The 23,556-nt window shown below is 45.3% G+C and carries 24 protein-coding genes and 1 riboswitch; of the genes, 8 read left to right on the top strand and 16 right to left on the bottom strand.

Annotated features, from left to right (window positions below; translation table 11 throughout):
- Positions 1-179: 179 nt before the first annotated feature.
- From ACDJ59_RS00830 to ACDJ59_RS00820, 3 genes are all read left to right on the top strand, one after another.
- Positions 180-407 (top strand): hypothetical protein, encoded by a 228-nt coding sequence (locus tag ACDJ59_RS00830; protein ID WP_017692425.1) that lies wholly within the window; start codon positions 180-182, stop codon positions 405-407.
- A 347-nt stretch (positions 408-754) separates the two neighbouring features.
- Positions 755-1,804, top strand: a complete 1,050-nt coding sequence (locus ACDJ59_RS00825; protein ID WP_100529768.1) for an arabinogalactan endo-beta-1,4-galactanase — start codon at positions 755-757, stop codon at positions 1,802-1,804.
- A 754-nt stretch (positions 1,805-2,558) separates the two neighbouring features.
- The gene (locus tag ACDJ59_RS00820) at positions 2,559-3,014 is read left to right on the top strand and encodes a hypothetical protein (protein WP_413407306.1); all 456 of its coding nucleotides are present in this window, start codon (positions 2,559-2,561) and stop codon (positions 3,012-3,014) included.
- A 544-nt stretch (positions 3,015-3,558) separates the two neighbouring features.
- Here the strand turns inward: ACDJ59_RS00820 and rarD are convergent.
- The 5 genes from rarD to ACDJ59_RS00795 all read right to left on the bottom strand — a co-directional run bounded on the left by rarD (position 3,559) and on the right by ACDJ59_RS00795 (position 7,385).
- On the bottom strand, positions 3,559-4,437 hold the full coding sequence (rarD, locus tag ACDJ59_RS00815; RefSeq protein WP_413407305.1) for an EamA family transporter RarD: 879 nt from the start codon (positions 4,435-4,437) through the stop codon (positions 3,559-3,561).
- A gap of 152 nt (positions 4,438-4,589) precedes the next feature.
- Complete coding sequence (locus tag ACDJ59_RS00810; protein ID WP_413407304.1) at positions 4,590-5,168, bottom strand: hypothetical protein; 579 nt, start codon at positions 5,166-5,168, stop codon at positions 4,590-4,592.
- A 345-nt stretch (positions 5,169-5,513) separates the two neighbouring features.
- Positions 5,514-5,909 (bottom strand): hypothetical protein, encoded by a 396-nt coding sequence (locus ACDJ59_RS00805; RefSeq protein WP_413407303.1) that lies wholly within the window; start codon positions 5,907-5,909, stop codon positions 5,514-5,516.
- Between the two features lie 255 nt (positions 5,910-6,164).
- Positions 6,165-6,806 carry an NAD(P)-dependent oxidoreductase gene (locus ACDJ59_RS00800; RefSeq protein ID WP_036605754.1) on the bottom strand — a complete coding sequence of 214 codons (642 nt, stop codon included), beginning with the start codon at positions 6,804-6,806 and terminating at the stop codon, positions 6,165-6,167.
- A 222-nt stretch (positions 6,807-7,028) separates the two neighbouring features.
- A complete protein-coding gene (locus ACDJ59_RS00795) occupies positions 7,029-7,385 on the bottom strand; it encodes a HesB/IscA family protein (RefSeq protein WP_036605753.1) in 357 nt (118 codons plus the stop codon).
- Positions 7,386-8,014: 629 nt separating this feature from the next.
- Between ACDJ59_RS00795 and mqnE the strand changes: the two genes are divergently transcribed.
- Positions 8,015-9,121, top strand: a complete 1,107-nt coding sequence (gene mqnE, locus ACDJ59_RS00790; RefSeq protein ID WP_047841294.1) for an aminofutalosine synthase MqnE — start codon at positions 8,015-8,017, stop codon at positions 9,119-9,121.
- Between the two features lie 234 nt (positions 9,122-9,355).
- On the top strand, positions 9,356-10,417 hold the full coding sequence (locus tag ACDJ59_RS00785) for an NAD(P)/FAD-dependent oxidoreductase (RefSeq protein ID WP_413407302.1): 1,062 nt from the start codon (positions 9,356-9,358) through the stop codon (positions 10,415-10,417).
- Here the strand turns inward: ACDJ59_RS00785 and ACDJ59_RS00780 are convergent.
- Positions 10,414-10,668, bottom strand: a complete 255-nt coding sequence (locus tag ACDJ59_RS00780) for a YuzB family protein (protein ID WP_076328984.1) — start codon at positions 10,666-10,668, stop codon at positions 10,414-10,416. The genes ACDJ59_RS00785 and ACDJ59_RS00780 overlap by 4 nt on opposite strands.
- Positions 10,669-10,746: 78 nt before the next feature.
- Between ACDJ59_RS00780 and ACDJ59_RS00775 the strand changes: the two genes are divergently transcribed.
- The gene (locus ACDJ59_RS00775) at positions 10,747-10,992 is read left to right on the top strand and encodes a NifU family protein (RefSeq protein ID WP_017692412.1); all 246 of its coding nucleotides are present in this window, start codon (positions 10,747-10,749) and stop codon (positions 10,990-10,992) included.
- A 138-nt stretch (positions 10,993-11,130) separates the two neighbouring features.
- On the opposite strand, the gene ACDJ59_RS00770 is transcribed toward ACDJ59_RS00775, so the two are convergent.
- Positions 11,131-11,910 (bottom strand): SDR family oxidoreductase, encoded by a 780-nt coding sequence (locus ACDJ59_RS00770; protein ID WP_017692411.1) that lies wholly within the window; start codon positions 11,908-11,910, stop codon positions 11,131-11,133.
- A gap of 212 nt (positions 11,911-12,122) precedes the next feature.
- Between ACDJ59_RS00770 and ACDJ59_RS00765 the strand changes: the two genes are divergently transcribed.
- Positions 12,123-13,082, top strand: coding sequence for a DUF2167 domain-containing protein (locus ACDJ59_RS00765; RefSeq protein WP_413407301.1), 960 nt, complete (start codon positions 12,123-12,125; stop codon positions 13,080-13,082).
- Positions 13,083-13,209: 127 nt separating this feature from the next.
- Here ACDJ59_RS00765 and ACDJ59_RS00760 read toward each other — a convergent pair whose 3' ends face one another.
- From ACDJ59_RS00760 to ACDJ59_RS00735, 6 genes are all read right to left on the bottom strand, one after another.
- On the bottom strand, positions 13,210-14,049 hold the full coding sequence (locus tag ACDJ59_RS00760) for a MetQ/NlpA family ABC transporter substrate-binding protein (protein WP_036605748.1): 840 nt from the start codon (positions 14,047-14,049) through the stop codon (positions 13,210-13,212).
- A 75-nt stretch (positions 14,050-14,124) separates the two neighbouring features.
- Complete coding sequence (locus ACDJ59_RS00755) at positions 14,125-14,784, bottom strand: methionine ABC transporter permease (RefSeq protein WP_036673326.1); 660 nt, start codon at positions 14,782-14,784, stop codon at positions 14,125-14,127.
- A complete protein-coding gene (locus ACDJ59_RS00750; protein ID WP_036673323.1) occupies positions 14,785-15,819 on the bottom strand; it encodes a methionine ABC transporter ATP-binding protein in 1,035 nt (344 codons plus the stop codon). It abuts the gene before it with no gap.
- Between the two features lie 126 nt (positions 15,820-15,945).
- Positions 15,946-16,087, bottom strand: a riboswitch (SAM riboswitch).
- 129 nt (positions 16,088-16,216) lie between these two features.
- A complete protein-coding gene (locus ACDJ59_RS00745) occupies positions 16,217-16,933 on the bottom strand; it encodes a Cthe_2314 family HEPN domain-containing protein (protein WP_413407300.1) in 717 nt (238 codons plus the stop codon).
- A 165-nt stretch (positions 16,934-17,098) separates the two neighbouring features.
- Positions 17,099-17,986 (bottom strand): COX15/CtaA family protein, encoded by an 888-nt coding sequence (locus tag ACDJ59_RS00740; protein WP_413409682.1) that lies wholly within the window; start codon positions 17,984-17,986, stop codon positions 17,099-17,101.
- Between the two features lie 602 nt (positions 17,987-18,588).
- Positions 18,589-18,933, bottom strand: coding sequence for a thioredoxin family protein (locus ACDJ59_RS00735; protein WP_192135879.1), 345 nt, complete (start codon positions 18,931-18,933; stop codon positions 18,589-18,591).
- Positions 18,934-19,075: 142 nt separating this feature from the next.
- Here ACDJ59_RS00735 and ACDJ59_RS00730 point away from each other — a divergent pair, with 142 nt between their 5' ends.
- The gene (locus ACDJ59_RS00730; RefSeq protein WP_413407298.1) at positions 19,076-20,362 is read left to right on the top strand and encodes a DUF2515 family protein; all 1,287 of its coding nucleotides are present in this window, start codon (positions 19,076-19,078) and stop codon (positions 20,360-20,362) included.
- Positions 20,363-20,560: 198 nt separating this feature from the next.
- Here ACDJ59_RS00730 and ACDJ59_RS00725 read toward each other — a convergent pair whose 3' ends face one another.
- The 3 genes from ACDJ59_RS00725 to ACDJ59_RS00715 form a co-directional block, all read right to left on the bottom strand.
- Positions 20,561-22,189, bottom strand: coding sequence for a putative polysaccharide biosynthesis protein (locus tag ACDJ59_RS00725; protein ID WP_413407296.1), 1,629 nt, complete (start codon positions 22,187-22,189; stop codon positions 20,561-20,563).
- A gap of 61 nt (positions 22,190-22,250) precedes the next feature.
- A complete protein-coding gene (locus tag ACDJ59_RS00720; protein ID WP_047841365.1) occupies positions 22,251-22,691 on the bottom strand; it encodes a DUF456 domain-containing protein in 441 nt (146 codons plus the stop codon).
- Between the two features lie 54 nt (positions 22,692-22,745).
- The gene (locus ACDJ59_RS00715) at positions 22,746-23,495 is read right to left on the bottom strand and encodes a Cof-type HAD-IIB family hydrolase (RefSeq protein WP_413407295.1); all 750 of its coding nucleotides are present in this window, start codon (positions 23,493-23,495) and stop codon (positions 22,746-22,748) included.
- Between the last annotated feature and the right edge of the window lie 61 nt (positions 23,496-23,556).

Here is a 23,556-nt window from a genome sequence, read left to right as displayed (position 1 = left end):
TCAACATCAAGCGTCAGCGCAGTGTAAACGCTACGTAAAATTTATGTAAATGATACCTCATGGCCGCAACTTTTTCCATCCCTTTACAAAGGTCAATAGACAGAGTAAAGTGAAGTACAGTGTGATTTGGTCCGGTTGCTTGTTCTCATTCCAAATATATAGGATTAAAGGAGTATATAATGAAATCCAACAAACCTAGAACGTTACAAAAAAATATAGAGTTTTTCACGGCTGCACTATCTCAATGTATGGTAAGCGCGTGGCAGGAAGACCCGGCTGGTGTCTATTGCGAGGTCGGTTGTGGCATTGTGGAGCGGATCAGTGAAGACAGTGTGCGCATTCGAAACAATGACGGAACCAAGAGCCATTATGCACGAGATATTACCATGTTCCAAACTGAAAAATAATTTTGCTTAAATACGAAAAAAAGACTAGCTTTCCGAAACAAGGTGTTGTATACTCTTGCCACAAGGAAAGGAGGTGCGTCAACATTTCTAATGTCATGTTGAACGTGTCCCTTACCCGATCCACTAGCTCAAATTAAAAGAGTCTGGTGGAGGCGCGGGATACGGATCAATGTTTCAAAAAGCGCCACGGGTAGAAAAGCCGTCTTAGGACGGCTTTTTGTTTTCTCTTTTTTCGTAGAGAGGTTGAGAAAACACCCAAAATATTGGAAATGGACCCTTTAGTAGATCAAACCAGGATGGCTATAATTAGGATGCAACTCAACCTAAATCCGAGGAGGCATCTTGTAATGTTCAAAAATGTAAGGGGTTTCAAGACATCCATCATGTTGGCTTTTGTTTTGTTATTCACCTCCATCATGTTGCCCGCAGGTCAGCATGCCAGCGCAGCACCAAGTTTCGCCAAAGGAGCCGATATCAGTTGGGTTCCCGGAATGGAAGCCCAAGGCTACAAATGGAAAGATAAAAACGGCGTACAGCGCGACATCATTGATATTTTGAAAAAAGACTATCAAATCAACTCCGTTCGCATTCGGGTATTCGTTAATCCTTCGAATGATTATGGGAACGGTTACATGAATAAGGATCGTGCGGCTGCACTCGCACAACGTGCCAAGAATGCTGGCATGAGTGTAATGCTCACTCTGCACTACAGCGATTCCTGGGCAGACCCTGGTCAGCAAACTAAACCTGCTGCCTGGAAAAACTATACGTTCCAACAGCTCATGGATGCGGTATGGAACCACACTCGTGATGTTATGACGGCAATGCAAAGCAAAGGCGTTACCCCTGACTGGGTTCAGATCGGTAATGAAACAAGCAACGGCATGTTATGGGAAGATGGCAAAGCATCCACCAACATGAAAAACTATGCGTGGCTGGTGAACACAGGCCATAATGCAGTGAAATCCCTGAGCAGCGGCACCAAAACTATTGTGCATCTGGCAGGTGGAGATGATAATGCCCTCTATGTATGGAATATTGGTGGTCTGATTAATAACGGAGCTAACTTTGACATGATCGCCATGTCCCTCTATCCTTCAGCTTCCGGCTGGAATACTGCTGTGACAAATACGGTAAACAACGCCAAGGATATGATCAACCGTTATGGTAAAGAGATCATCATCTCCGAAATTGGCATGGACAATAACCAGGCTGCAGCTGGCAAAAGTTTTGTTGCCGCGATGAAAAACCAAATCCGCAATCTGCCAAATGGCAAAGGTAAAGGTGTATTCTACTGGGAGCCTCAGGCTACACCAGGATACAACAGTGGATATGGTAAGGGCGCTTGGCAGTCGAATATGATGCCAACTGTTGTCATGGAAGGATTTATTGACTAGGTACGTTGGGTAGAAGTGTATTGGTGGGAGCAGTGGTGGGCGTTCCGGGGTCGGATCGTTCTTATGATCGCTGTTATCCCCAGATTTTATGAATTCCCCCTGTTAAGGGGAAAATCCGGGGATAAAGGCGAACGCTCCGCTTCTTCAGAATCGATTCCGCCCCCTCCACTACGTTGCTGCTCCTTGAGACACTTCTAAAACCGTGTGTAGGCAAATGGATAAGTAGTAAGATGAAACAAGGGCAGAAGGCGCTATTCCTGTGAGAGTAGCGCCTTTTTGTGATGAAGTGCGTTGAGGTTGCAGCGTGGTGGGCGTTCCGGTGGCGGATCGTTCTTATGATCGCTGTTATCCCCAGATTTTATGAATTCCCCTGATAGGGGGAAAATCCGGGGATAAAGGCGACCGCTCCGCTTCTTCAGAATCGATTCCGCCCCCTCCACTACGTTGCTGCTCTATGAGGCACTTCTAAAAACGTGTGCAGTCAAATGGTAAGTAGTAAGGTAAAACAAGAGCTTGAGGCGCTGTTCCCGGTGGGATTAGCGCCTTTTGGCGATGAAGTGTGTTGAGGGGGCAGCGTGGTCGGCGTCCCGGGGGCGGATCGGGCACTCCTAAAGCGTGTCGCAATCAATCGAGGAGGGGTGCATCACTCGGGCTGGAGACTGATGTTCTTTTGGCTTACATATGAATATAATAAGTTTATTGAGATAACACATAGGATCTAGGATCAACTTCTAATTGGAGAGGAGGCATAAGGATGAGTTTTTTAAAAGGGTTCGGTCAGTTGGCTGGGGAAGTTACCGGGAAAGTGTTGGGCGGCAGCGTGAGGGTTGTTGGTGAAATTGCGGGAAGCCCCTTTATCAAAGAAATCGGAAACGGCGTAGAGAAAGCCACGATCAATACAGGCAAAACCGTTGGACAACTGGCTAGCGGGACATATGTTCTTGCCAGTGGTGCAATTCGAAAAGATGATACCGCCATAGACGCGGGGCTTGCCGATATTGGAGGTGCTGTAAGCAATACTGCAAAAGGTGTAGCGATATCAGCCAAGTATGTATATAACAGCGGTAAAGATGTTGTTGTGGGCATGAAAGAGGAAGATAAGGACAGAGTCAAGCTTGGTGCCAAGAATCTTTTAGCTGCTGCTGCGGTAACAACACTCGCTGTCGGTGTCATTGATGCAGTTGATGGGGTTGAAGGTGTAGATACGTAGGATTTGGATTAGATCACCAATAACACAACAACTGAAGAAATACAGCCTAGCAGGGCAACCAAAATATGGAGACAACTAAATGAGATTTTTTCAAGCAAAATCCGTTGTCTCTTCTGAATTAAACACGAGTAGATGAACACCGTTATCACTACGGGCAGATATAAATGAAGATCCGGACCATCCGTGCTCGGTAAGAGTTTATTAATATATCCAGCTATCGTCTCGTTGACCATCATGAACCCATATATACTACCGATTATTGCTGAAACTGCAAACTGAAATAGTATCTGAACTACTGCCTTCTTTACAAAGAATGGATCACGTTTGCGGTAACGGTTATTAACCATCATATATCTGTCGCCTCCTCGTTTTTTGTTTACTCTTTTTGGTTACTATTTTTGATTACTACTCCTGTATTTTACCATAACGTTGATCAGCCTTCCTTTTTAGTTTTTATCGACCTATCGCTCCCCCACAAACAAAGAATTGCCCTCTCCACCTCATTGGCAGAAAGGGCAATTATGTCGATACCAGATACCTCTGTTCAGCTTACCTTAGCGAGTCTCGTAGCACGTATCGATGCGGCAGCGTATACGATAAGCGCTGTCCAGATGAGTGCGAAACCAACGAGCAGAACTGGCGAGACCGTTTCCTTGAACACAAACACACTCAGGATCAGCATAATTGTTGGCCCAATATACTGCACAAAGCCGAGTGTGGACAACGACATTCGAGCAGCCGCCCGTGCAAAGAACAGCAGCGGCAGCGCCGTCACCACACCGGAAAGCAACAGTTCGAAGAACATTGGTGCAGGTAGCGTCCATGCCGTTGCTTTTCCTACAACAGCCAAGTAGATCCAGTAGCCAAGTGCGACGGGCAGAACTACAGCTGTCTCCGAAAATAAACCCACAGAAGCGTCTTGCTTAATCTTCTTCTTCGCCAGACCGTACAAGCCAAATGACACGGCCAGCGAAATCGCAACCCAAGGGAAACGTCCGTAGTCGATAGCGATGATAAGCACCGCGACACCAGCGATGGCAATCGCGAGCCATTGTCCACGGTTTGGCTTTTCATGAAGGAAGACAACCGCCAGCAACACATTTAGTAACGGGTTCAAATAATAGCCCAGACTTGTCTCAACGACATGACCGTTGTTAACCGCCCAGATGAAGATCAGCCAATTAATAGCAATTAGGAGCCCACTCACGGTAAGGGACAGCAGGGTCGAACGACTAGTCAGAATACGCTTCATGTCACTCCAACGACGTTGGACGGCAACGAAAATCCCCATAAAGACAAATGACCAGACAACCCGGTGCGATAAAATCTCACCTGCCGGTACATTTTCAAACAACTTCCAATACAGCGGGAGAACTCCCCACATGATATACGCAATGATCGCGTTGATTAATCCACTATTCATAACTGTATCCCCTCTTATTGCTCTGATATCTCAACGGATTATACGCCTCGATCCTCATTTAAGTAAAGGGGGTAATAGGTCATACAGGAATCCATGCCTAGTTCAAATGACTTTTTGTTTGAGCAAAAGCTCTCACGTTTAGCGCTACCAAATTATGCTTTGCGCTTTTTCTTTCTTACTCTCATGAAGAAGATAAAGATCGCCGCAAATACGGCTACACCTACGATAAACAAATCATTATCTTGCTCAAACATAAACCACATTTTGTGTTCTACGTTCACTTGTTGTTTTGGTGGAAATCCTTCCCCAAATAGCTCAGTTGCTTGGTTCAAATGATTCATTTCGATGGTCAAACTGCACGGACTACTACTTAATTCGCCATCCGCTTCGCTAAAGTATATTAAGTATTTGTTACCTTCCTTGAAATCAAATCCCCATGTGAAGTTAGTTGCGATAATTAGTTGAGAGTCAACTTCAGTATTCCAACTCCTCTCAACTTCCACTAAAATATATCTGATCTTCTCTTTGGTCCCCGTAAACCCCTCTTGCTTCATGTCGACCTTTACTTGCTTTACTTCACCATAAACAGCTCCATCATATATTTCTAACTGTTCTTGGGGACCTCCCGATTCAGCACATGACAAAGCGTTAACATCTTGTGCATTTGAGATAAAGAACACCGTAGATATAAAAAAAATTAACGTGATTATACGAAGCTTCAGTTTTTCCACCTTCTTCTCATAATGTTAATTGGTACATCTTTATTGACCTGTTTAACAGGAAAATGTTGCATTTTCCCTGGCAGTTAGGTGAATGAACAACGAAGCAACCAATCGGACACAGTTGGTTGCTCCATTTGTCTTTATTAAGTTATCATTCAAGGACTAATCTAAAAGAAATAAAACTAAGATATTTTTCTTACAGAAAACCATAGCTCAACAAAATTCAGTCCATCTTTACCACCAGTAATTTCAAATTCCATTCCGTCGACCTGTTCATATCCTGTAGTAGGAAGCCATTCAGAAAAGAATCGTCTATGTATGGCAGCGTCACATTTGATCCTGATCTGGTTACTTTCACTTTCCTCCAACATGAAACACACCAATTACGGTTTCACCATCCTTGTCATACAGTGGAATATCACGACCATCTGGTGATCTGCTGTTCTGTATCGCAATAGCTTCTTCAGGTGTTTTTGGTTGTTCGCCATCCAAGTCTTTTTTCAGCAGATATCCGTCTGTACCATCCACACCAGTAGCCAAGATTAAATCAGGTTCCGTTTCTGGAGAAGTCGCATATGCGGCAGAACCATATGTTTGTCCATTCTTATTTTTCGGATAAAGAGAAGTGATGTGAAATTGATTCATCTTATTTTTAACGTTTGTATATTGGGATAACCCTGAACCACTCGATACACTAATCATAAAAACCGCAAAGATCAATAGTATGACTCCTTTAGAATACATCTTCACAACTGTTCACTCCCTTATACTTTTGAACTCGCAGCAATTCCAATGAAGAGAAGATGGCTTTCACACAATCAGACTTTCCTCCCAACTTTAGAATAATATAACATAGATTCAAAGGAGTAGTTGGAAGTTGAACGATACTCATCTAACCTATCTAACGTTATTGCAGAACTTCCCTCTTCGATAACATAAAAAAACGGACACCGATCTGTGGAGATCAGCGTCCGTTTGTATGTTCCATATTATCATTTAAAAGTGTTACTTCACTTCGCCAACAACGGTAAATCGCTCGTTTTTGTGTTGTGGGTTCTCAATCTCATCAACCAAAGCAATCGCATAGTCTGCATAGCTGATGTAGCTGTTGCCTTCGCTATTCACGAGAATAACGTCGTTGCCTGCTTGATATTTGCCGGTGCGTACACCTTCTGGATTAAAGAATCCAGCCGGGCTCAAGAATGTCCATTGAATACCCGAAGATGCTTGCAGATCCTGCAAGTTTTGGCCTTGGTTCGTTGCAGTTGCTTTGTAAGCATCCGGGAATCCTGGGGATTCAAAGACACGCAATGTTTTGGACTCATCTGTGAACAGGCTTCCTGCTCCACCCACAACGATCAGACGAGTGTTTGGTGCATCCTTCAGGATGTTGATCAACGCTTGTCCTACTTCCACATGCAGGTTTTCTTTACCAGCTGGAGCACCAAATGCATTTACAACCACATCGAATGCTTTAAGATCTTCAGCTGTAAGATCAAATACATCTTTCTCCAGCGTATTCAGGCTTTTATCTTCCAATTTGGATGCATTACGAACGATTGCCGTTACTTTATGCCCTCTGTCTGCTGCTTCTTTCAAAATTACACTTCCTGCTTTGCCTGTTGCACCAATGATTGCAATGTTCATCATGATCTCTCCTTTAAATTATCGATATTGTTTATGTTTAAATTTTATAATGTAACTATAGTTGTTACAACTAAGTTTGTCAACCATTCACAATCAGTTCACGCAAAAAAGCCCCTGATATCATGCCCGTGCTAAACGGATACAATTCAGAGGCTATCTATTAAAGGATTTCATACTGCTTATTTAAAACAAGATTGGGAAACCGCTGTACAACTCAGTTTCTTAACAATCCTTATCAGGCACACCCGCATCTTCCTTCGTACGGAAAGAAGATCCACATCCACAAGTGGCTACCGCGTTAGGATTATGGATGGTGAACCCACCCGTCATACCGGACTCTTCAAAATCAATTTCGAGACCATCCAGATACTTCAGGTTTTCCTTCTCGACTACAACCTTCATACTCTGAATATCCATATACAGGTCCTCATCGGACTCTTTATCGTCAAAGCCCATGGCGTACGAAAATCCGGTGCAACCGCCCGGTGCTACGCCAAGACGTAGGAACATACCAGGTGTCTCTTGCTGTGCAAGCATCTCTTTCAATCTGTCAGCAGCCGTTTCGCTGATGTTAATCATGCCAGGTCACTCTCCTTTTTCATATAAAATCATGTTCAAAAAGGGCGCTTTTCAGTACCAAGAAGATGGGATGAAGATAGAAATGGAGTAGCGGAGCGTAGGCAAAACTACGTGAGCAACGGACATTTCGGCTGAATCCCATATTCGACGCTGAGATGCCGCTAGGCATCTTCGTAATCAAAAGCGTACTTTTTGAACAACCTTTCATTAACTCTTCTTTAAATTATACTCCACCCCGTCAAGGGTCTCAAGTCATGTTTGCCTCTTTCCGCGTTCCCCCTGAACTCCTTTTTCTTCCCAGTGTATTGAACCCCCGCGACACGAGGTTTATAATGAATAGGTGGTCGCACTGAAATGTCGATATTTTGTCATGACTTATTCAGGTGACGATCATATATAGAGTTGTAATTTTTTTCACATTTCGAGACTGTCCGCAGTCCCCAATGCATATAGAGTCACAAGACTCACTTTAATGAAAAAATTAGCTTTACGTACGCAGCACACGCTGCACCGGGTAAATAAGAGTTAGTCCATATAAGAAGGCGGCAGTTGACCGCATCTTTGCTATGTAGTTCTGTATGCAGATCCTACACACAACTCAAATCCGGTTAAGAACAGGAGGAAACAGTATGTCTACATTGGTAACACCGTTCACAGACAAAAGAATGGCTGAAATCGTTGAGAAAGTGCAGAACGGCGTAAGGCTGAACGTAGAAGACGGCGTATATCTGTATGAAACAGATGATCTGCTGACTTTGGGCCAGCTGGCTAATGAGGCCAACCTGCGAAAGAATGGCAAGAAAGTATATTTCATTGAAAATATGAGTCTTTATTTTACAAACGTATGCGAAGCTCACTGCGCTTTTTGTAATTTCCGTAAAGATCAGGGTGAAGAAGGCTCCTACACATTATCCGGTCAGGAAATGATCGATTATGTAGAACAGCATATTCATCCAGGCGTACGTGAGTTCCATATTGTAGGCGGACATAATAACCATGTTCCTTTTCAGTATTATGTCGATTCCCTGCGTGCTTTAAACGAGAAATATCCGGATGTTACGCTGAAAGCCTACACGGCAGCCGAGATCGATTTCTTCACTCGCATCAGCGGACTCAGTATTAAGGAAGTTCTGCAGGAGCTGCAAAAAGCAGGTCTGAAAACATTGACTGGTGGCGGCGCTGAGATTCTGTCGGATGAATATCGCAAAAAAATGCGTGTAGACAAAGCCAACGTGGATCGTTATCTTGAGGTGCACCGTACTGCTCATAACCTGGGCATGCGTACCCATACAACGATGCTGTATGGATCGATTGAATCCTATGAGGACCGGGTTAACCACATGGTGCAGATCCGTGAATTGCAAGACGAGACCAACGGATTCATGGTCTTTATCCCACTTTCCATGCAGCCAAAAAGTAAAAACGCAAGCATTATGCGTCGTAACTCGGCTTATGAGGATCTCAAAACAATTGCGATCAGCCGTCTTATGCTGGATAACATCGATCATATCAAAGCATACTTCATTAACATCGGTCCACAGCTAGCTCAAGTTGCCCTTGGATTTGGTGCTTCGGATGCACACGGTACGATCGTTCGCGAACGAATTAGTCATGCGGCAGGTGCACTCACACCTGAAGGCCTTACACGTAAAGAGCTCATATGGCTCATTAAAGGTGCAGGACGTATTCCGGTAGAACGTGATACGTTCTACAATGAAATTCAAGTGTACGAATAGGTTATAACTCCATCCACAACCAATATTGCACCAGCACCACTCCAGAACGCAGCTTTCATTATAGGGAGACGTTTGAATTCGAGTGGTGCAAACTGCTGAATAATATCTTCAATTTTCAATGTCTACTTTTCAATTATTCAAATCATAACAAAAGGAGCAGCTATGTTATTGCATAGCTGTTCCACAGTTTACAGCCCCATTTCAGTGGGACTTATGCAGAAAGGAAGCCGAGTCATGAAAAATTTCGTCATTCTTGGAGGCGGCTATGGCGGCCTCACCATCATCAAGGAACTTCTGGAGGGTAAAATTCCATCCGATACACAAATTATTTTGGTGGACCGCAGCCCCTTTCAGGGATTAAAGACAGAATATTACGCACTCGCAGCAGGAACCGTATCTGATTATGACCTGCGTATCCAATTTCCAGTGAGCGATAAAGTCACTTACCGTTATGGAGAAGTTACTTCGATCAACCTGGAACAGCGTCAGATTGAATTTGAAGGCCAAGACCCGCTCGTGTACGACAAACTTGTCATTGGTCTTGGTTGCACAGACCGTTTCCACAACACGCCAGGCGCCGAAAACTACAGCTGTACCATTCAGAGCTTTAGCAAAACACGCGAGACCTACCTGCGCCTTAATGAAGTCAAAGCCTATGGCAATGTGCATATCGTAGGCGGCGGATTAAGTGGTGTCGAGATAGCAGCCGAACTTCGTGAGAGCAGACCGGATCTGAACATCAGCATTTTGGATCGTGGTGAACGTGTATTATCCGCTTTCCCGCAACGTCTATCCGTGTATGTGCATGAATGGTTCAACGAACATCAGGTAGAGACACGCGGGCATATCGCCATTTCACGTGTTGAACCTAATGCTATCTATAACCGGGATGAACAGATTCTAACGGATGCTGTCGTATGGACTGCAGGCATTCAACCCGTAAAAGTGGTACAGGATCTGGACGTGACCAAAGACCCTCAAGGACGTGTCGTCCTGAATGAATACTACCAAATCCCGGAATATACCGATGTGTATGTCGTTGGTGACTGTGCCAGTGTACCTTATGCACCTAGCGGTCAAGCTGCGGAAGTACAGGGTGAGCAGATCGCCCATATTCAGCATGCCCTCTGGAAAGGCGAAAAGCCCAATCCACATCCACTCAAGCTTCGTGGCACACTGGGTGCACTCGGCAAGAAGTCTGGGTTTGGGCTGATGGGCAAAACGTCCATGATGGGACGTGTACCTCGTATTTTGAAAAGTGGTGTGCTCTGGATGTCCAAGCGCCATCTCGGTTAGTCGAGATCGAGCTCGTCCCAGGCATCGGCTTCGCCAATTTTGGCCAGAATGGCGTTATATAGATCTTCCACTTTGTCCGTGATGACAACTTCACCATTCACCAGTGCAAAAGGAGTCATAGAACATTGGCCGCAGTTGGTGAGGCAGCCGTATTCAATCACATCATAGTCTGGATTTTCTTCCAGTTGATCCATGACTTCATCTGTGCCAAAATGCATATTATTGGCACAAAATTCAATAATCGGTCTCATGTAGGTTCACCTTCTTTGTTTGACCATTTTAATTTGTGGCCAATTGTAATATAATATAGGGGAAAGGAGTTGAAAAAAATGAGCGAAAACGCACAAAGCACCATGTATGATGAAGTAATTGATGTGCTTGACAAACTTCGTCCGTTTCTGCAACGCGATGGCGGTGACGTGGAACTGGTCGACGTGGAAGACGGCATTATTAAGCTGAAACTGGTCGGTGCCTGCGGCAGTTGCCCAAGCTCCACCATTACCTTAAAAGCCGGGATTGAACGTGCCCTTCTCGAAGAAGTTGAGGGTGTACAAGAAGTCGTACAAGTATTCTAATCAATCCTTCACGAAATAAACCTCAAGAGCCTTTCGCTTCGCATGAAGCGGAGGGCTCTTTTTTTGTGTGCATATGCAGAGAGTCCATTTCATTTGTCCCTTTTACCAGATTCCACGTACAATCCTTCAATTCACCTTTTAAGTATCCTCGCGCTGTATGGTCGGACGAATCGGATCAAGTCCTCCAGATACATCCATAATGTTGCCTGTTATAAAATCGGAATGATCCAGACACAGATAAGTGATCACTCGCGCAATATCTTCACCGCTGCCTGGGCGCCCTCTTGGGGTTTCCTCGTCGGTGATGCCTGCCATTTCATCAATCGTTTTCTCTTTGTTCGCACCACGAATGTCACCTGGACATACCATGTTAACCGTAATTCCATACGGGGCTTCTTCAACGGCAAGTGTCTTTGTAAAAGATACCAGACCCACCTTGGCAGCCGCATATACGGCGCGATGAGGCCAAGATCTCGCTTCTCCAGCATGACTGAAGCCAAAATGGATAATGCGTCCCCATTGCTTGCGTCTCATCTCTGGCAATACACGCTGATCCAGTAACATCGGTCCCAACAGATTTCCCTGCACAAGCATCTGGACCTCAGCTTCAGAATAATCCGCAAATAATCGTCGTTCACGGACAAATGGACCTGCGTTATTTACCAAAATATCAATGCTGCCCAGGTTGCCTTCCACCTGCTCAACCAATGAAGAGATATCTTCCACCTTGGATATATCAGCCTGGATGGCAATGCACCGCACACCCTTGGCTATAATCTGAGCCTTTAAAGCCTCAGCTTCTGTTCTGCTGTGTACATAGTTGAGGGCAATATGACACCCTTGATCTGCCAGACTGAGGGCCGTCATTTTACCAAGACCTTTGGCACTTCCCGTTATGAGGGCAATCTTTCCCTTCACGTTCATCCCCCTCTTCAAAGAGCAGTCACTATCCAGTATAAAAGATTTGTCGTCCTCCTACAACTCGCTTATCCACAAGGGATTATCCACCTTTAATTCCAAATATATCTTGATTGAAATCAAACACCTATGGTACTGTCGAGGATATAACCCGAAAGGACCTCTACACGAATATGAAGAACAAAAGATGGATATCATTTCTTACACTTTTAATGTTGAGTTTATTCACACTCTCTAGTGCCTTACAGGTATCAGCGGCAAGTGAGAATGAGCAAGCACCTGATGAGTACGATTGGATTACTGGACCAGCATCTGTCTCTCTGGATGGTAAGGCCACCCTGGAAGTCCCTGAAAGCCATTCCTATCTGGATAAGCCCAATACCCAACGCTCGATACTTAACAGTGATGGGAAGCCTAACGGGAATGAAATCGGAAGCCTAACCAGCAATAGTGAATTCGGCTCATGGTATGTTGTGTTTGAGTACGTGAAGACAGGTCATATCCATGATGACGATCAAAATTTGAATGCCGAAGAACTGTTAAGCAGTTATATCCGAGGCACAGAAGAAGATAACAGAGAACTTGATCCTGAATATAGAACGTACATAACGGGGTGGGAAATCGAACCGGCATATGACAGTACCAAACATCAGTTGGTTTACTCCCTTGGTTTCAAGAATGCTGATCAGCAATCCATGGTCAATTACAATGTAAAACTCCTGACACGCGAAGGGTACATCACAGCCATTCTGGTTACAGATACGGCCAACTTTCAACAGAGCCGCCAGGAATTCGAGGAAACTGTCCTTAATCAGCTTAGCATCAATGCAGGATATACCTACGAGGAGTACAATGCTTCGACTGACAAAACATCCACCATAGGGCTCAACAGTCTTCTGATGGGCGGGATCGGATACACGGCTTCCCAGAAATTCAGTGCTCTTCTTTTGCTCAAAAAAGGATGGGCTTTGATCCTCGTTGTCGTTCTCGGTCTGATTGGGTGGATCAGATACAGAATCAAAAGCTCACATGGAGAAGAAGAGAAACTCTCTCCCTCCGAGAGAACGTACCTGCAAGAAGCAGATGAGCAGCAGTATGCTGATCAGAATGAATTATCCTACTACCGCCAATCTGGACATCCATCTGACGTTGATAAACCGGGAAAACTTTGACTTATGTTGATCCCCACGTCAGCACATATTAGGAAACATAAAATAAGCCGTATACCTCTTCTAAAGAGATATACGGCTTATTTCTTTATTTCTTACAAGCTTCACATCATATCATACATATCGTGAATTATTCAGTTGCAGGTTCAACTGCACCTTTATAACGTTCTTTGATGAATGTTTTCACTTCTTCGGAGTGCAAGGCAGCAGCCAGTTTTTGAATTGCATCTGCATCCTTGTTGTCCTCACGAGAAACGAGGATGTTTGCGTATGGGTTACCTTGCAGATCTTCGATCAGCAAAGCATCATTCGCCGGATTCAGGTTCGCTTCGAGCGCATAGTTAGCGTTGATAAATACCAGATCCGCTTCATCCAATTGACGAGGCATCATGGCTGCATCCAGCTCGATGATATCCAGGTTCTTCGGATTGGCTGTGATATCTTGAATCGTAGATGTAATATTTGTGTTGTCTTTCAGCGTAATGATACCTTCCTTCGCAAGCAGCAACAGAGCACGTCCACCATTGGATGGGTCATTTGGAATTGCTACTTTTGCGCCGTCAGCCAATTCATCCAAAGACTTAATCTTTTTGGAGTATCCGCCAAAAGGTTCAACATGAACAGGTGTTACAGAAACGAGGTTGAATCCACGTTCTTTATTCTCTGTGTCCAGATAAGGTTGGTGCTGGAAGAAGTTTGCATCCAATTTTTTGTCAGCAAGTTGCTGATTGGGTTGTACATAGTCGTTGAATGTAACGACTTGCAGACGGATACCTTGTGCTTCCAGTTCAGGCTTGATGCTTTCCAGAATCTCTGCGTGTGGTGTAGGTGAAGCTCCAACTTTCAATTCAACTGTACGAGGTGCACCTGCTGAATTGTCTGCGCCGCTATCGGCGTCCTTGTTGTTTCCGCAAGCTGCGAGAACCGCAATCAACATAAGACTAAGTAGAGCAAAAGACCATTTTTTCATGTGTAAAACCCCTTCTCTAATCATTTTTGTCATGTGGCATCCGCATTATTGCATAACCATCATGTTATCTATGTGTTATTTCCTGGTGAAAAATGTAACCAAGCGATCTCCAGCCATCTGGAGAATTTGCACTAGAATGATCATCGACACTACGGATATAATCATGATCTCATTTTGATAACGGAAGTATCCATAGTTGATTGCCAGTGTTCCCAGACCTCCACCACCAACCATGCCCGCCATCGCCGTATAGGAGACAAGCGTAACGATGGTGATCGTTATACCAGCAAGCAGTCCAGGCAGTGCCTCAGGCAGTAACACCCGTCTTACAATCTGTCCGGTCGATGCACCCATCGACTGTGCCGCTTCAATGACACCCCGATCAACTTCTCGCAACGTCGTCTCCACCAAACGAGCAAAATAAGGAGCTGCTGAAATAACCAAAGGAGGTATAACGCCGAGCACCCCCGTAGCTGTACCGACGAGTATACGAGTGAATGGAATAAGAGCAACAATCAATATGATAAATGGGACTGAACGCAAAATATTCACAATCAGGGATAGTATAGTGTACACTGCCCGTGACTTAATCGAAGCAGATCGGGCTGTCATGAACAGCAGAACTCCGAGCGGTAAACCTAAGATAACGGTAAACAAGCCTGATACACCCAAAATTTGCAGTGTCTCAATGGAGGCTTTACCAACCTCTTCCCAGCGAACTGTTGAAAAATCCATCTAACGAAGCACCTCCACATCAAGTCCCTCTGCGGTTAATTCTGATATCGTCCGATCAATCGCATTTGAATCACCCTCGAACCGAACGGTCAGCTGCCCATAAGGAACTTGTTTGATCGTAGAGATTGTACCTTGCAGGATGGCAAAATCCACTCCTGTCTTACGTACCGTTCTAGACAAAATCGCTTCATACGTTTTGTTACCCAGAAAGGATATCTTCACAAGTTTGGAAGCAGCACCTGCCTGCAATTCAACGCCTGCATTTGCCAGAGCGGTCTCTTCCAGAGCAAGTCCAGCTTCATGGTCACGCATCATGAAGTCCCGCGTAATCGCATGCTGCGGCTTCAGGAACACGTCTGTTACAGGTCCTTGTTCCACAATGCCGCCCTGATGAATGACAGCCACCTTGTCGCAGATGTTCTGAATGACATGCATCTCATGTGTAATCAGCACAATCGTAAGGTTGTACTTTTCATTAATGTCGAGCAATAACTTCAGGATTGAATTTGTCGTCTGCGGATCAAGTGCCGAAGTAGCTTCATCACAGAGAAGTACATTTGGATCACTTGCAAGTGCTCTCGCAATCCCTACACGTTGTTTCTGTCCACCCGATAATTGAGCCGGATATTTGCTGCTATGGTGCTCCAGACCAACCAATGCGAGCATTTCCTTCACTTTGCGATCAATGGCTTCCTTGGGTGTATTCACAAGTTTTAATGGAAAAGCTACATTGTCATATACCGTTGCCGAAGATAACAGATTAAAGTGTTGAAAAATCATCCCGATTTTGCGTCTTTGTTGCTGCAATTCGGTTTTGCTCAGTTCAGTCAGGTTGATTCCGTCAACCCATACCTCACCCTCCGTAGGCCGTTCCAGCAAATTAATACAGCGAATCAATGTGCTTTTGCCCGCTCCAGAATGGCCAATCACCCCGTAGATTTCACCCTTTTGAATGCTCAAATTCAGCTCGGATAACGCTGTTGTAGATTTTGCCCCTTTGCCGTACGTTTTCGTTAAACCTTTTAATTCAATCAATCGCACTTGCCCCTTTCCAACCACCTACATGTATCTTTACCCGATCTAAAGGAAAACTCCCCTTAAAGTACAAAAAAAGAGCCCTTTGCAGATACAAAGAGGGCTCTTCACGTGAAAGAATATACCTTCTCATCTGCCAAAATCGTGTCTTGCACCATTTTGTAGGAATTAGCACCTAACATCTATAACGAATGATACATGTATCATGTCGTTACAAATCGGTTGCCGGGCTTCATCGGGCCTGTCCCTCCGCCGCTCTCGATAAGAAATATGTTGTTGTAGGATTTTATAAGTTCATGTAGTTTATGCTTTATAATGTGAACGTAACTTCCAAAATATCAGTTATATCCGTGTAACATTCGATTGAAACTCAGTATATTCCAAGTATTCCGATTTGTCAAAGGGAATTATTTCTTTTCCATATTTTGTTGATATAACTATAAGAGGCTGTTAACGTTTCACAGACCATATCGACGCCCTGACGCATTTCCTGCACATGCTGATTCAGATCCTCCAATTTCACTTTACCTTGCAAGGTCTGGTGTAACTGCCACAGGTCATCGTGCATTTCTGAGTTCATGTAGTGAATTTCCATATTACGTCGCTTGCGCAGCTTGCTCATCGGTTCACGATAAGAGTCCTTGATCTGTATTAATTGCAATGCAAGATCATGATGCTCCCTTGCATAGTCGAACTGCCTTAACACAGTAAAATAAGAAAAATGCGCTTTGGTATTGGAAGTATTCAGCTGGAATATTTCATTTAATACTGTGCCGACTTTATCCAGAATGGCAAAGCAACGGATAAAGCCATCTTTGTAGAAATACACATAACGTGCATACTCGGCTTTTTCAGTCGCCGTCATATCATCCGTTGAGCCTGCAACGACCTTTTTGCGAAAATGAGCAGCAGCGAAACAGCTTTGCTCCAGTTCATCCAGTGAGGAGATGAGTCCCTGAGTCCACACATACAGTTTCCGATAGTCATGCGTGGGATCATGGTCCACATGCATTTGTCGTTGAAATAGCTCAAGCGTATGCGCCATTGAGTCCATCGCTACCTTCAATTTACCTTCGTTTATACGTGGCTTTTCCCCCAACAACGTTCGCAGCATATCTAACCTCCTCTTTTCCAAATCAACAAGAATTCATCACCTTAAACGTAACACATCATCCATTCCGTGTAATTGCTGCTTGCCATAGGTTGCCCTGATCCCCCTGACATCAAACAAAGTCCACCTGTCCAATGATGTACATCACTGGATGGTGGACTTTCATATTTAAAAACGATTAGCCGGGCGATGCAGCTTGTACACCAGGAAACTCATATACGTTAAGACTCCGAACAATATGGCGATATCCAGCATATGAGCAAGAGCTACGAACATGTATACTTCCGGACGGTTCATTGTCACCATCATGAAAATACCAATGACTACTTGCATCAGAATAAGAACAACGGATACCACGCCAAGGGTACGCATTTCCTTGTTGTCCGGATGATTACGGTAAGCGAAGTGACCGAGGATCGCAATAACAATCACGAGCGATGCAGCTGCTGCACGGTGAGCAAAGGCAACCGCTACCCCACCCGAAAGCTCAGGAATAATCTGCCCGTTACAGAGCGGAAATCCGGAACATCCGCCGGCAGAATCCGTGTGACTTACAAATGCACCCGTGTATACCACGAGATATGTGTAAATGGTGGAGAACCAGACCAGATTCCTGAATTTTTTGCTAACCCGAGGGTATTTATTCAGGCGCTCTAATCCGCCATCTTTGGCCTCTTGCCTTATGCCCAGCGCCATCATTAGAGAACTGGCAAAAGCAATCAGTGCAAAGCCGAAATGCAGTGCCATGACTGCTGAAGATTGGGAGAAGACAACGGCAAAGGCCCCCATGATTCCCTGGACGATAACAAATACCAGAGTTAATAAAGAAAACAATTGCAGGTCACGGCGTGACTTGCCAAACCGCAGAAAAGCAACAAACGAGGCAATGGACAACAGTCCAGCCAGTGCACTTACAGCGCGATGGGAATATTCAATGAGTGAAGCCACAGTATGTGCGGGAACGAGTTTTCCGTTACATAAAGGCCATTCTGTTCCGCAGCCAAGGCCTGATTCCGTTTTGGTTACGATGCCTCCACCAAAAGTGGCCAGAAACATGACAAGACAGGTTAATACGGTTAACCATTTAAACAAAGTTAAGTGTTTCAATTTTTTCTCACCCGCTGTTGGTTTAAGATGGCGAAGAATATTCTTCGCTTGTTTCGGTACTTTGACACTTATTTCACAACTAAATTCATTATACCGGATAAAATGTTCATTGACGTCGCGCTTTGTGACAAAATGTTAACGTCTGGTGAAATAATGACCCGCAGGTCATTGAGAGTATGTAATTGAGGGATATGCCAGTTGAATTGTGTCTTAAACTGAATCCCGAACACACAAACGCCATTTCCCTATTTCAAGAGAAATGGCGTTCTTTTTATTATACCCTTTTACAACATGAACCTGTCATACTTTTATATAAGTTCAATGAAACATTTACACAATAACGGAGAGGACAGAAATAGCCTGAAGAAGCGAAGCTAAAAGCTTTCTGAAAGAAAGCTGCATCGGAAGCATATGCTTCGCCAGAATCCCCGGATTTCCCCTTTATAAAAGGGATCAAAGAAATCTGGGGATAAACAGCGATCGGAAGGTTATTCTGTCATCGGAGTGTCTGTGTGTCTGTGTAAATATTCATTTATCGAACTTATATAACATTATTTATGGATCGTGTTGTACACCTCAACTGCGCGATCCAGGAACTGTTCAATCTCTTCTCTCGACTTGCGCAGCTTGTTCACATACCGTACGAGTTCGCGGCCATCTGTGTACGCCACAAAGCTTGGAATGCCAAGAATATTCTGCTCTTCACTAACAGTTCCAACCTGATCCACGTCAACCTCAATCAAAGTCAGTTCACGTGTATATTTCTCTTCAACCTCAGGCATAAACGGATCGATGTATTTGCAGTCACCACACCAGTCTGCCTTGAATACGGCAATCGTCAAACGTGGGGATTGGATAGCTACATCAAAAGCCGGTTTGGAAGTAATCTGTTCCATTCGGTTCATCTCCCTTTCTGTACCTTGTCTTACCCTAAGTGAAGCAAATTGGCGAGTGGAAGTCAAATAATCAGCGCATACTTAGAATAAACCACATGGTCTGTGAATTTAAACCCAGAACATCATGAAAGGATGTCACATCATGACTTCCACCAGAACCGATTCTTCCAGCGAACAACATCACGGATCCCTCCTGCAGATGGTCCGTTCCATTCCGGGTGCTGCCCGGGAAATCTGGCGTGGCAAACAGGCTGCATGGCATGCTTCTGCACAGCTTCGTCACCCATTGCGTGAGATCGAGTGGGATACCGATACGGCAGCTGCCTTACAGTCTGAGGTGGAACGTTTGTTACCTGCCAGCAACAAATCTTTTATACGCACGGACCAGGTTCAAAGCGCACTCGTCTGCGAAGAAGATTGCATCATTCTGGAAGAGATTAAGACACTGACTCAGGAGAATAATCGGAGTAACATCACCCGCACGGCAGCCTATCTGGAATGTTATGAGCAATATCCCGAACTGCATTGGGCACTGCTGGCCCATATGGTCTCTCGCAACGGCGGATATCACATGACAGATCTTCAGAGTGACTTAATGCATAATCTACAGAATCAAAGCGATCGAGAGCATATGTATCGGCTGCTGGAGCGGTGTAATGCACTCATTTTCCAGGATGCATATCCACAGCTTCTGCTGTATATGAACAGTCGCCGGATCGGACGTAGCTGTTTCCATCTCTTGTCGCACTTTCACGTATCGGCGTTTATGACGCCGTTTTGGGAACGCTTTTGGCTGGAACGATGCAGTTCATTGCTAAGTGTGGCATTAATTATTAATGAGCAGAACTATATCGAGAGCCGGGTGGTGCAGCATCCTTATTTTCAAAAAGAGGTACTCTCCAAACCCGCATTCCATCTGCATAATCTGGCCGGTCTGAATCATATCGTCTTCCCTCTTGGACGGGGAGCAGGACTCGCAGGACGCGTCATTGAACATTTTGGCAAGCTGGATGAGCGAATCATGTTTGGCAAAGGCCTATATGCCTTGTTGTTTGGCGTGGAGCAAGTACACACACAAGTGTTGGAGTTTGCACGTTCGGTTCCCCATCGTGGCTCGCGCGCTGAATATTGGCCTGACCTGTTTACCAATCGTGAAGACGAGGCGGGTGATCATACATTATACGCTCAGGGGTTACTGGATGAGGAATGGCTTCCAGAAGGGCAACGATTATATAGTCCAGAACTGCTCGCCGTATGGGGGGACACTCCTTATGAACCGATCACCAGACAGGACTGGCTTCAGACTCGGGATAGTCTCGGTTATCTGACGGCACCGCGTCGGCCATGGCTGTTTGAGATGAGTCACGAACACCGGTATGGCATGCTGAAAACAGCACTGGCTCATGATGCTAAAGCCATCACACACTAATGCTAAAGGACACATAGAGCCGGCAAAGACGGATGATGTGATACCCGATGTACCGCTAATCCTCGCTTGCTGGGCTAATGTCGAGTTCAGTTGCCAGCTCTCCTTAGCTAAACAAAAAGCCCTGTCCGCTAAACAGCAGACAGAGCTTGTATCCTATTTTCACAAAATATTGGAGCTTGAATGATGCTCCTTGCATTTTTAACCTCTTTGCCCAGCTCCACGTTGAAGACGCATAAGTGGACGAAGAATTTTTTGCAGAATACGGGGGTAACTGCCCAGCTCATCCTTGCGCAGTACACGCAATACAACCATGAGAACCAGATACACCACCACAACAAGCACACCAACCACAAGACAGGTAAACAAGAAGGATACACGTGCTGGCAGGAACAGTCCAAAGATCGCATTCCCAATCCAGTTCGTTGCAAATCCTACACCTGCTGCAAGCAAGACCGTAATGATAAATCCTTTCCAACGATCTCCCATGATGGAGAAATCAACGATTTTACGAAGGACCCGCAGATTCAGGTACGTGATAACCAAGAAGCAGAGGGCCGTTGCAATAATGATACCGTAAATGCCAAAGATCGGCGCCAGAATCAGACTTGCGATCAGTTTGATCACAACACCTGCTGCGACACTGATCATCGTAATCCGCGGTTTCCCTACCCCGAGTAAAATGGAGTTGGTGGTCATCATCGTAATCTGGAAAATGGTACCAAATGTTAACAAGGCAATGATCGGTGTTCCATCCAGATTGGTAAACAGCAATCCGTTAACCGAATATGCTGCCGCACAAAGTGCAATGACAATCGGCATACCTGTCAGAATTGAAATACGCAACGCAAGTGTAACCTGACTCTTCAGATGCGCTTCATCCTTGCGGGCAAATGCTGCCGATATGACAGGCACCAACGATTGACTCAAAGCGATAGCCAGAATCGGAGGAATACCCGCAATACTTTGGGCTTTCGCACCCAGGATCGCAAGTACACCTGTCGCTTCTTCGAGTCCGATCTGGCCACTAAGCAGTGGTACCACAAGGGATGAATCGATGAAGTTAATGGCTGGAACCGCAAGTGAAGACAGCACAATTGGAATAGACAGCTTGAAGATATCACTGTAGATACCTCGCATCGGTAACTGCTCTGCACGCTCGTAATTCAATTGGGCCGCACGGTCGCTACGACGCAGCTTCAAGGTGAAGTACAGCATAACACCGAAGGCACCCACACTTCCTAATACCCCACCGAATGAAGCACCCGCAGCAATCGTCTGGTCATCGTAATTCCATTGCAGCATGACATAAGCCACGATAATGGCTGTACCTACACGGGCAAACTGTTCCACAATCTGTGAAATACCACCCGCTGTCATGTTGCCACGTCCCTGGAAATATCCACGCATCATCGCAATGGCCGGGAACAGCAGCAAGGCTGGAGCCAAGGCGCGAATGGCGCTGACTGACTCCGGTACTTTGGAGACATACGTAGCATAATAAGGTGCCGCGAACCACAACAAAGCAGACATGACTACCCCGGCGACAGCTGCAAAGATCAGGGCTGCACGGTAGATCTGTTGGGCTTCGCTCGCGCGTCCGAGCGCATAACGTTCCGATACCATTTTACTCAGAGTACTCGGTATGCCCGCCGTTGCTACAGTTAACAGCATTAAATATACCGTATTGGAGATCGTAAACGATGCGTTACCGATATCGCCGAGGATATGCTCCAGCGGCACCCGTTGAACCAATCCGAGTACTCTTGCGATCAGCGCAGCGGCCGCCAGAATGAGCGTACCCCTAATGAATGTTTCTTTCTTAGACAAACGAATTCCCCTTCTTTCCTCCACACCGGACGTGCATCCCGTTGAAGCTAATCCTGAACGTTTAGGCGAATCTTACCACCCAGATAATAAAGAGAACAATCATGACGATTTGCAAAATAATTTTCATCACAGTGCTCGTAAATAGCCCCACAACGGAACCAAATCCAACTTTCGACGCTTTGGAAGGTGAAGACCCTCCGATCAGTTCCCCGATAAAAGCACCGATAAATGGTCCCAGCACCAGTCCGAATGCCGGAATGACAAATGGGCCAATGATAACACCAATGGTACTCAGCGTGGTCGATAACTTGGAGCCACCGAACTTCTTCACACCCCATGCGCTGACGACATAATCAGCCACAAACAACACAACAACAATCAGAATCTGAATGATCCAGAACCACACACCAAACGGATCAAAGCTGAAGAACCAGCCGTAGACCAGAAACGCGAAAAAAATCGCTACAGCACCAGGCAGTATGGGATATACCGTTCCAGCCATCCCCACTGCAAACAGCAGTACAATTAAAATCCAGGCAACGGTTGCGAGCAAAGCTTACTCCCCCTTCAAAATATGTTCACGGATCACTTCGACGATGCCGTCTTCATTGTTACTCGCTACGATCAGATCAGCCGCTTCCTTCACCTGCTCCTGCGCATTACCCATCGCTACACCAAGACCAACGGCCTCAATGACAGCCAGATCATTCAAACTGTCTCCGACAGCAACAACTTCGGACATCTCGATACCCAGTAGTTTGCAAACTTCGGCTACACCACTGGCTTTGGATACGCCAGCAGGGTTGATCTCAATATTAACGGGTGAGGAGTTGGTCATTTGCAGACCGCCCATTTGTTGCAGTTCCATCATGATCTGGTGACGCACTTCATCCACTTCAGTATTAAAGCCGAATTTCAACCATTCCAGACCTTCAATATTGTCCGTCCAGCGATCACGATTGAACAGCTCTTCCACGGAGTATGCCCAGTACCAGCTGTTATATTTCTCACCAATCTCCTGCATTTTGCGAATCAATGCCGGGTCCATCAGATGACGCATATACAGATCATGCGGTGCTTTCCAGACCTCACTACCATTAACAGTAACCATCGGTGTCTCCAGTCCAAGCTGGACTGCATAAGGCATCGCGTGGAATACGGCTCTTCCTGTGGAAAGGCACACATGTACACCCCGACGAATGGCAATTTGAATCCACTTGGCCGTCTCCTGTGTAATTTCATGATTATCGTTAAGTAATGTTCCATCCATATCTAGTGCAAGCAATTTGTATTTCAGTTCACTCATACAGTAGTTCCTCCTAGGTTGTCTCTCTATTTCTCCCTAATTTTAAACATTCTTTCACAAC

This window comes from Paenibacillus amylolyticus (genome assembly GCF_047302515.1).
GTDB lineage: Bacteria > Bacillota > Bacilli > Paenibacillales > Paenibacillaceae > Paenibacillus > Paenibacillus amylolyticus_G.
This window is presented reverse-complemented; position numbering and strand designations above follow the sequence as displayed.

Excerpts from the sequence above, each read along its gene's own strand:
- ACDJ59_RS00715 (WP_413407295.1), bottom strand. The coding sequence starts at position 23,495 with ATGAGTGAACTGAAATACAAATTGCTTGCACTAGATATGGATGGAACA.
- ACDJ59_RS00720 (WP_047841365.1), bottom strand. The coding sequence starts at position 22,691 with ATGGCTGGAACGGTATATCCCATACTGCCTGGTGCTGTAGCGATTTTT.
- ACDJ59_RS00745 (WP_413407300.1), bottom strand. The coding sequence starts at position 16,933 with ATGCTGCGAACGTTGTTGGGGGAAAAGCCACGTATAAACGAAGGTAAA.
- ACDJ59_RS00820 (WP_413407306.1), top strand. The coding sequence starts at position 2,559 with ATGAGTTTTTTAAAAGGGTTCGGTCAGTTGGCTGGGGAAGTTACCGGG.
- rarD (WP_413407305.1), bottom strand. The coding sequence starts at position 4,437 with ATGAATAGTGGATTAATCAACGCGATCATTGCGTATATCATGTGGGGA.
- mqnE (WP_047841294.1), top strand. The coding sequence starts at position 8,015 with ATGTCTACATTGGTAACACCGTTCACAGACAAAAGAATGGCTGAAATC.
- ACDJ59_RS00735 (WP_192135879.1), bottom strand. The coding sequence starts at position 18,933 with ATGGAACAGATTACTTCCAAACCGGCTTTTGATGTAGCTATCCAATCC.
- ACDJ59_RS00760 (WP_036605748.1), bottom strand. The coding sequence starts at position 14,049 with ATGAAAAAATGGTCTTTTGCTCTACTTAGTCTTATGTTGATTGCGGTT.
- ACDJ59_RS00800 (WP_036605754.1), bottom strand. The coding sequence starts at position 6,806 with ATGAACATTGCAATCATTGGTGCAACAGGCAAAGCAGGAAGTGTAATT.
- ACDJ59_RS00740 (WP_413409682.1), bottom strand. The coding sequence starts at position 17,986 with ATGTTTCTGGCCACTTTTGGTGGAGGCATCGTAACCAAAACGGAATCA.
- ACDJ59_RS00765 (WP_413407301.1), top strand. The coding sequence starts at position 12,123 with ATGTTGAGTTTATTCACACTCTCTAGTGCCTTACAGGTATCAGCGGCA.
- ACDJ59_RS00755 (WP_036673326.1), bottom strand. The coding sequence starts at position 14,784 with ATGGATTTTTCAACAGTTCGCTGGGAAGAGGTTGGTAAAGCCTCCATT.
- ACDJ59_RS00780 (WP_076328984.1), bottom strand. The coding sequence starts at position 10,668 with ATGAGACCGATTATTGAATTTTGTGCCAATAATATGCATTTTGGCACA.
- ACDJ59_RS00775 (WP_017692412.1), top strand. The coding sequence starts at position 10,747 with ATGAGCGAAAACGCACAAAGCACCATGTATGATGAAGTAATTGATGTG.
- ACDJ59_RS00730 (WP_413407298.1), top strand. The coding sequence starts at position 19,076 with ATGACTTCCACCAGAACCGATTCTTCCAGCGAACAACATCACGGATCC.
- ACDJ59_RS00795 (WP_036605753.1), bottom strand. The coding sequence starts at position 7,385 with ATGATTAACATCAGCGAAACGGCTGCTGACAGATTGAAAGAGATGCTT.
- ACDJ59_RS00830 (WP_017692425.1), top strand. The coding sequence starts at position 180 with ATGAAATCCAACAAACCTAGAACGTTACAAAAAAATATAGAGTTTTTC.
- ACDJ59_RS00785 (WP_413407302.1), top strand. The coding sequence starts at position 9,356 with ATGAAAAATTTCGTCATTCTTGGAGGCGGCTATGGCGGCCTCACCATC.
- ACDJ59_RS00825 (WP_100529768.1), top strand. The coding sequence starts at position 755 with ATGTTCAAAAATGTAAGGGGTTTCAAGACATCCATCATGTTGGCTTTT.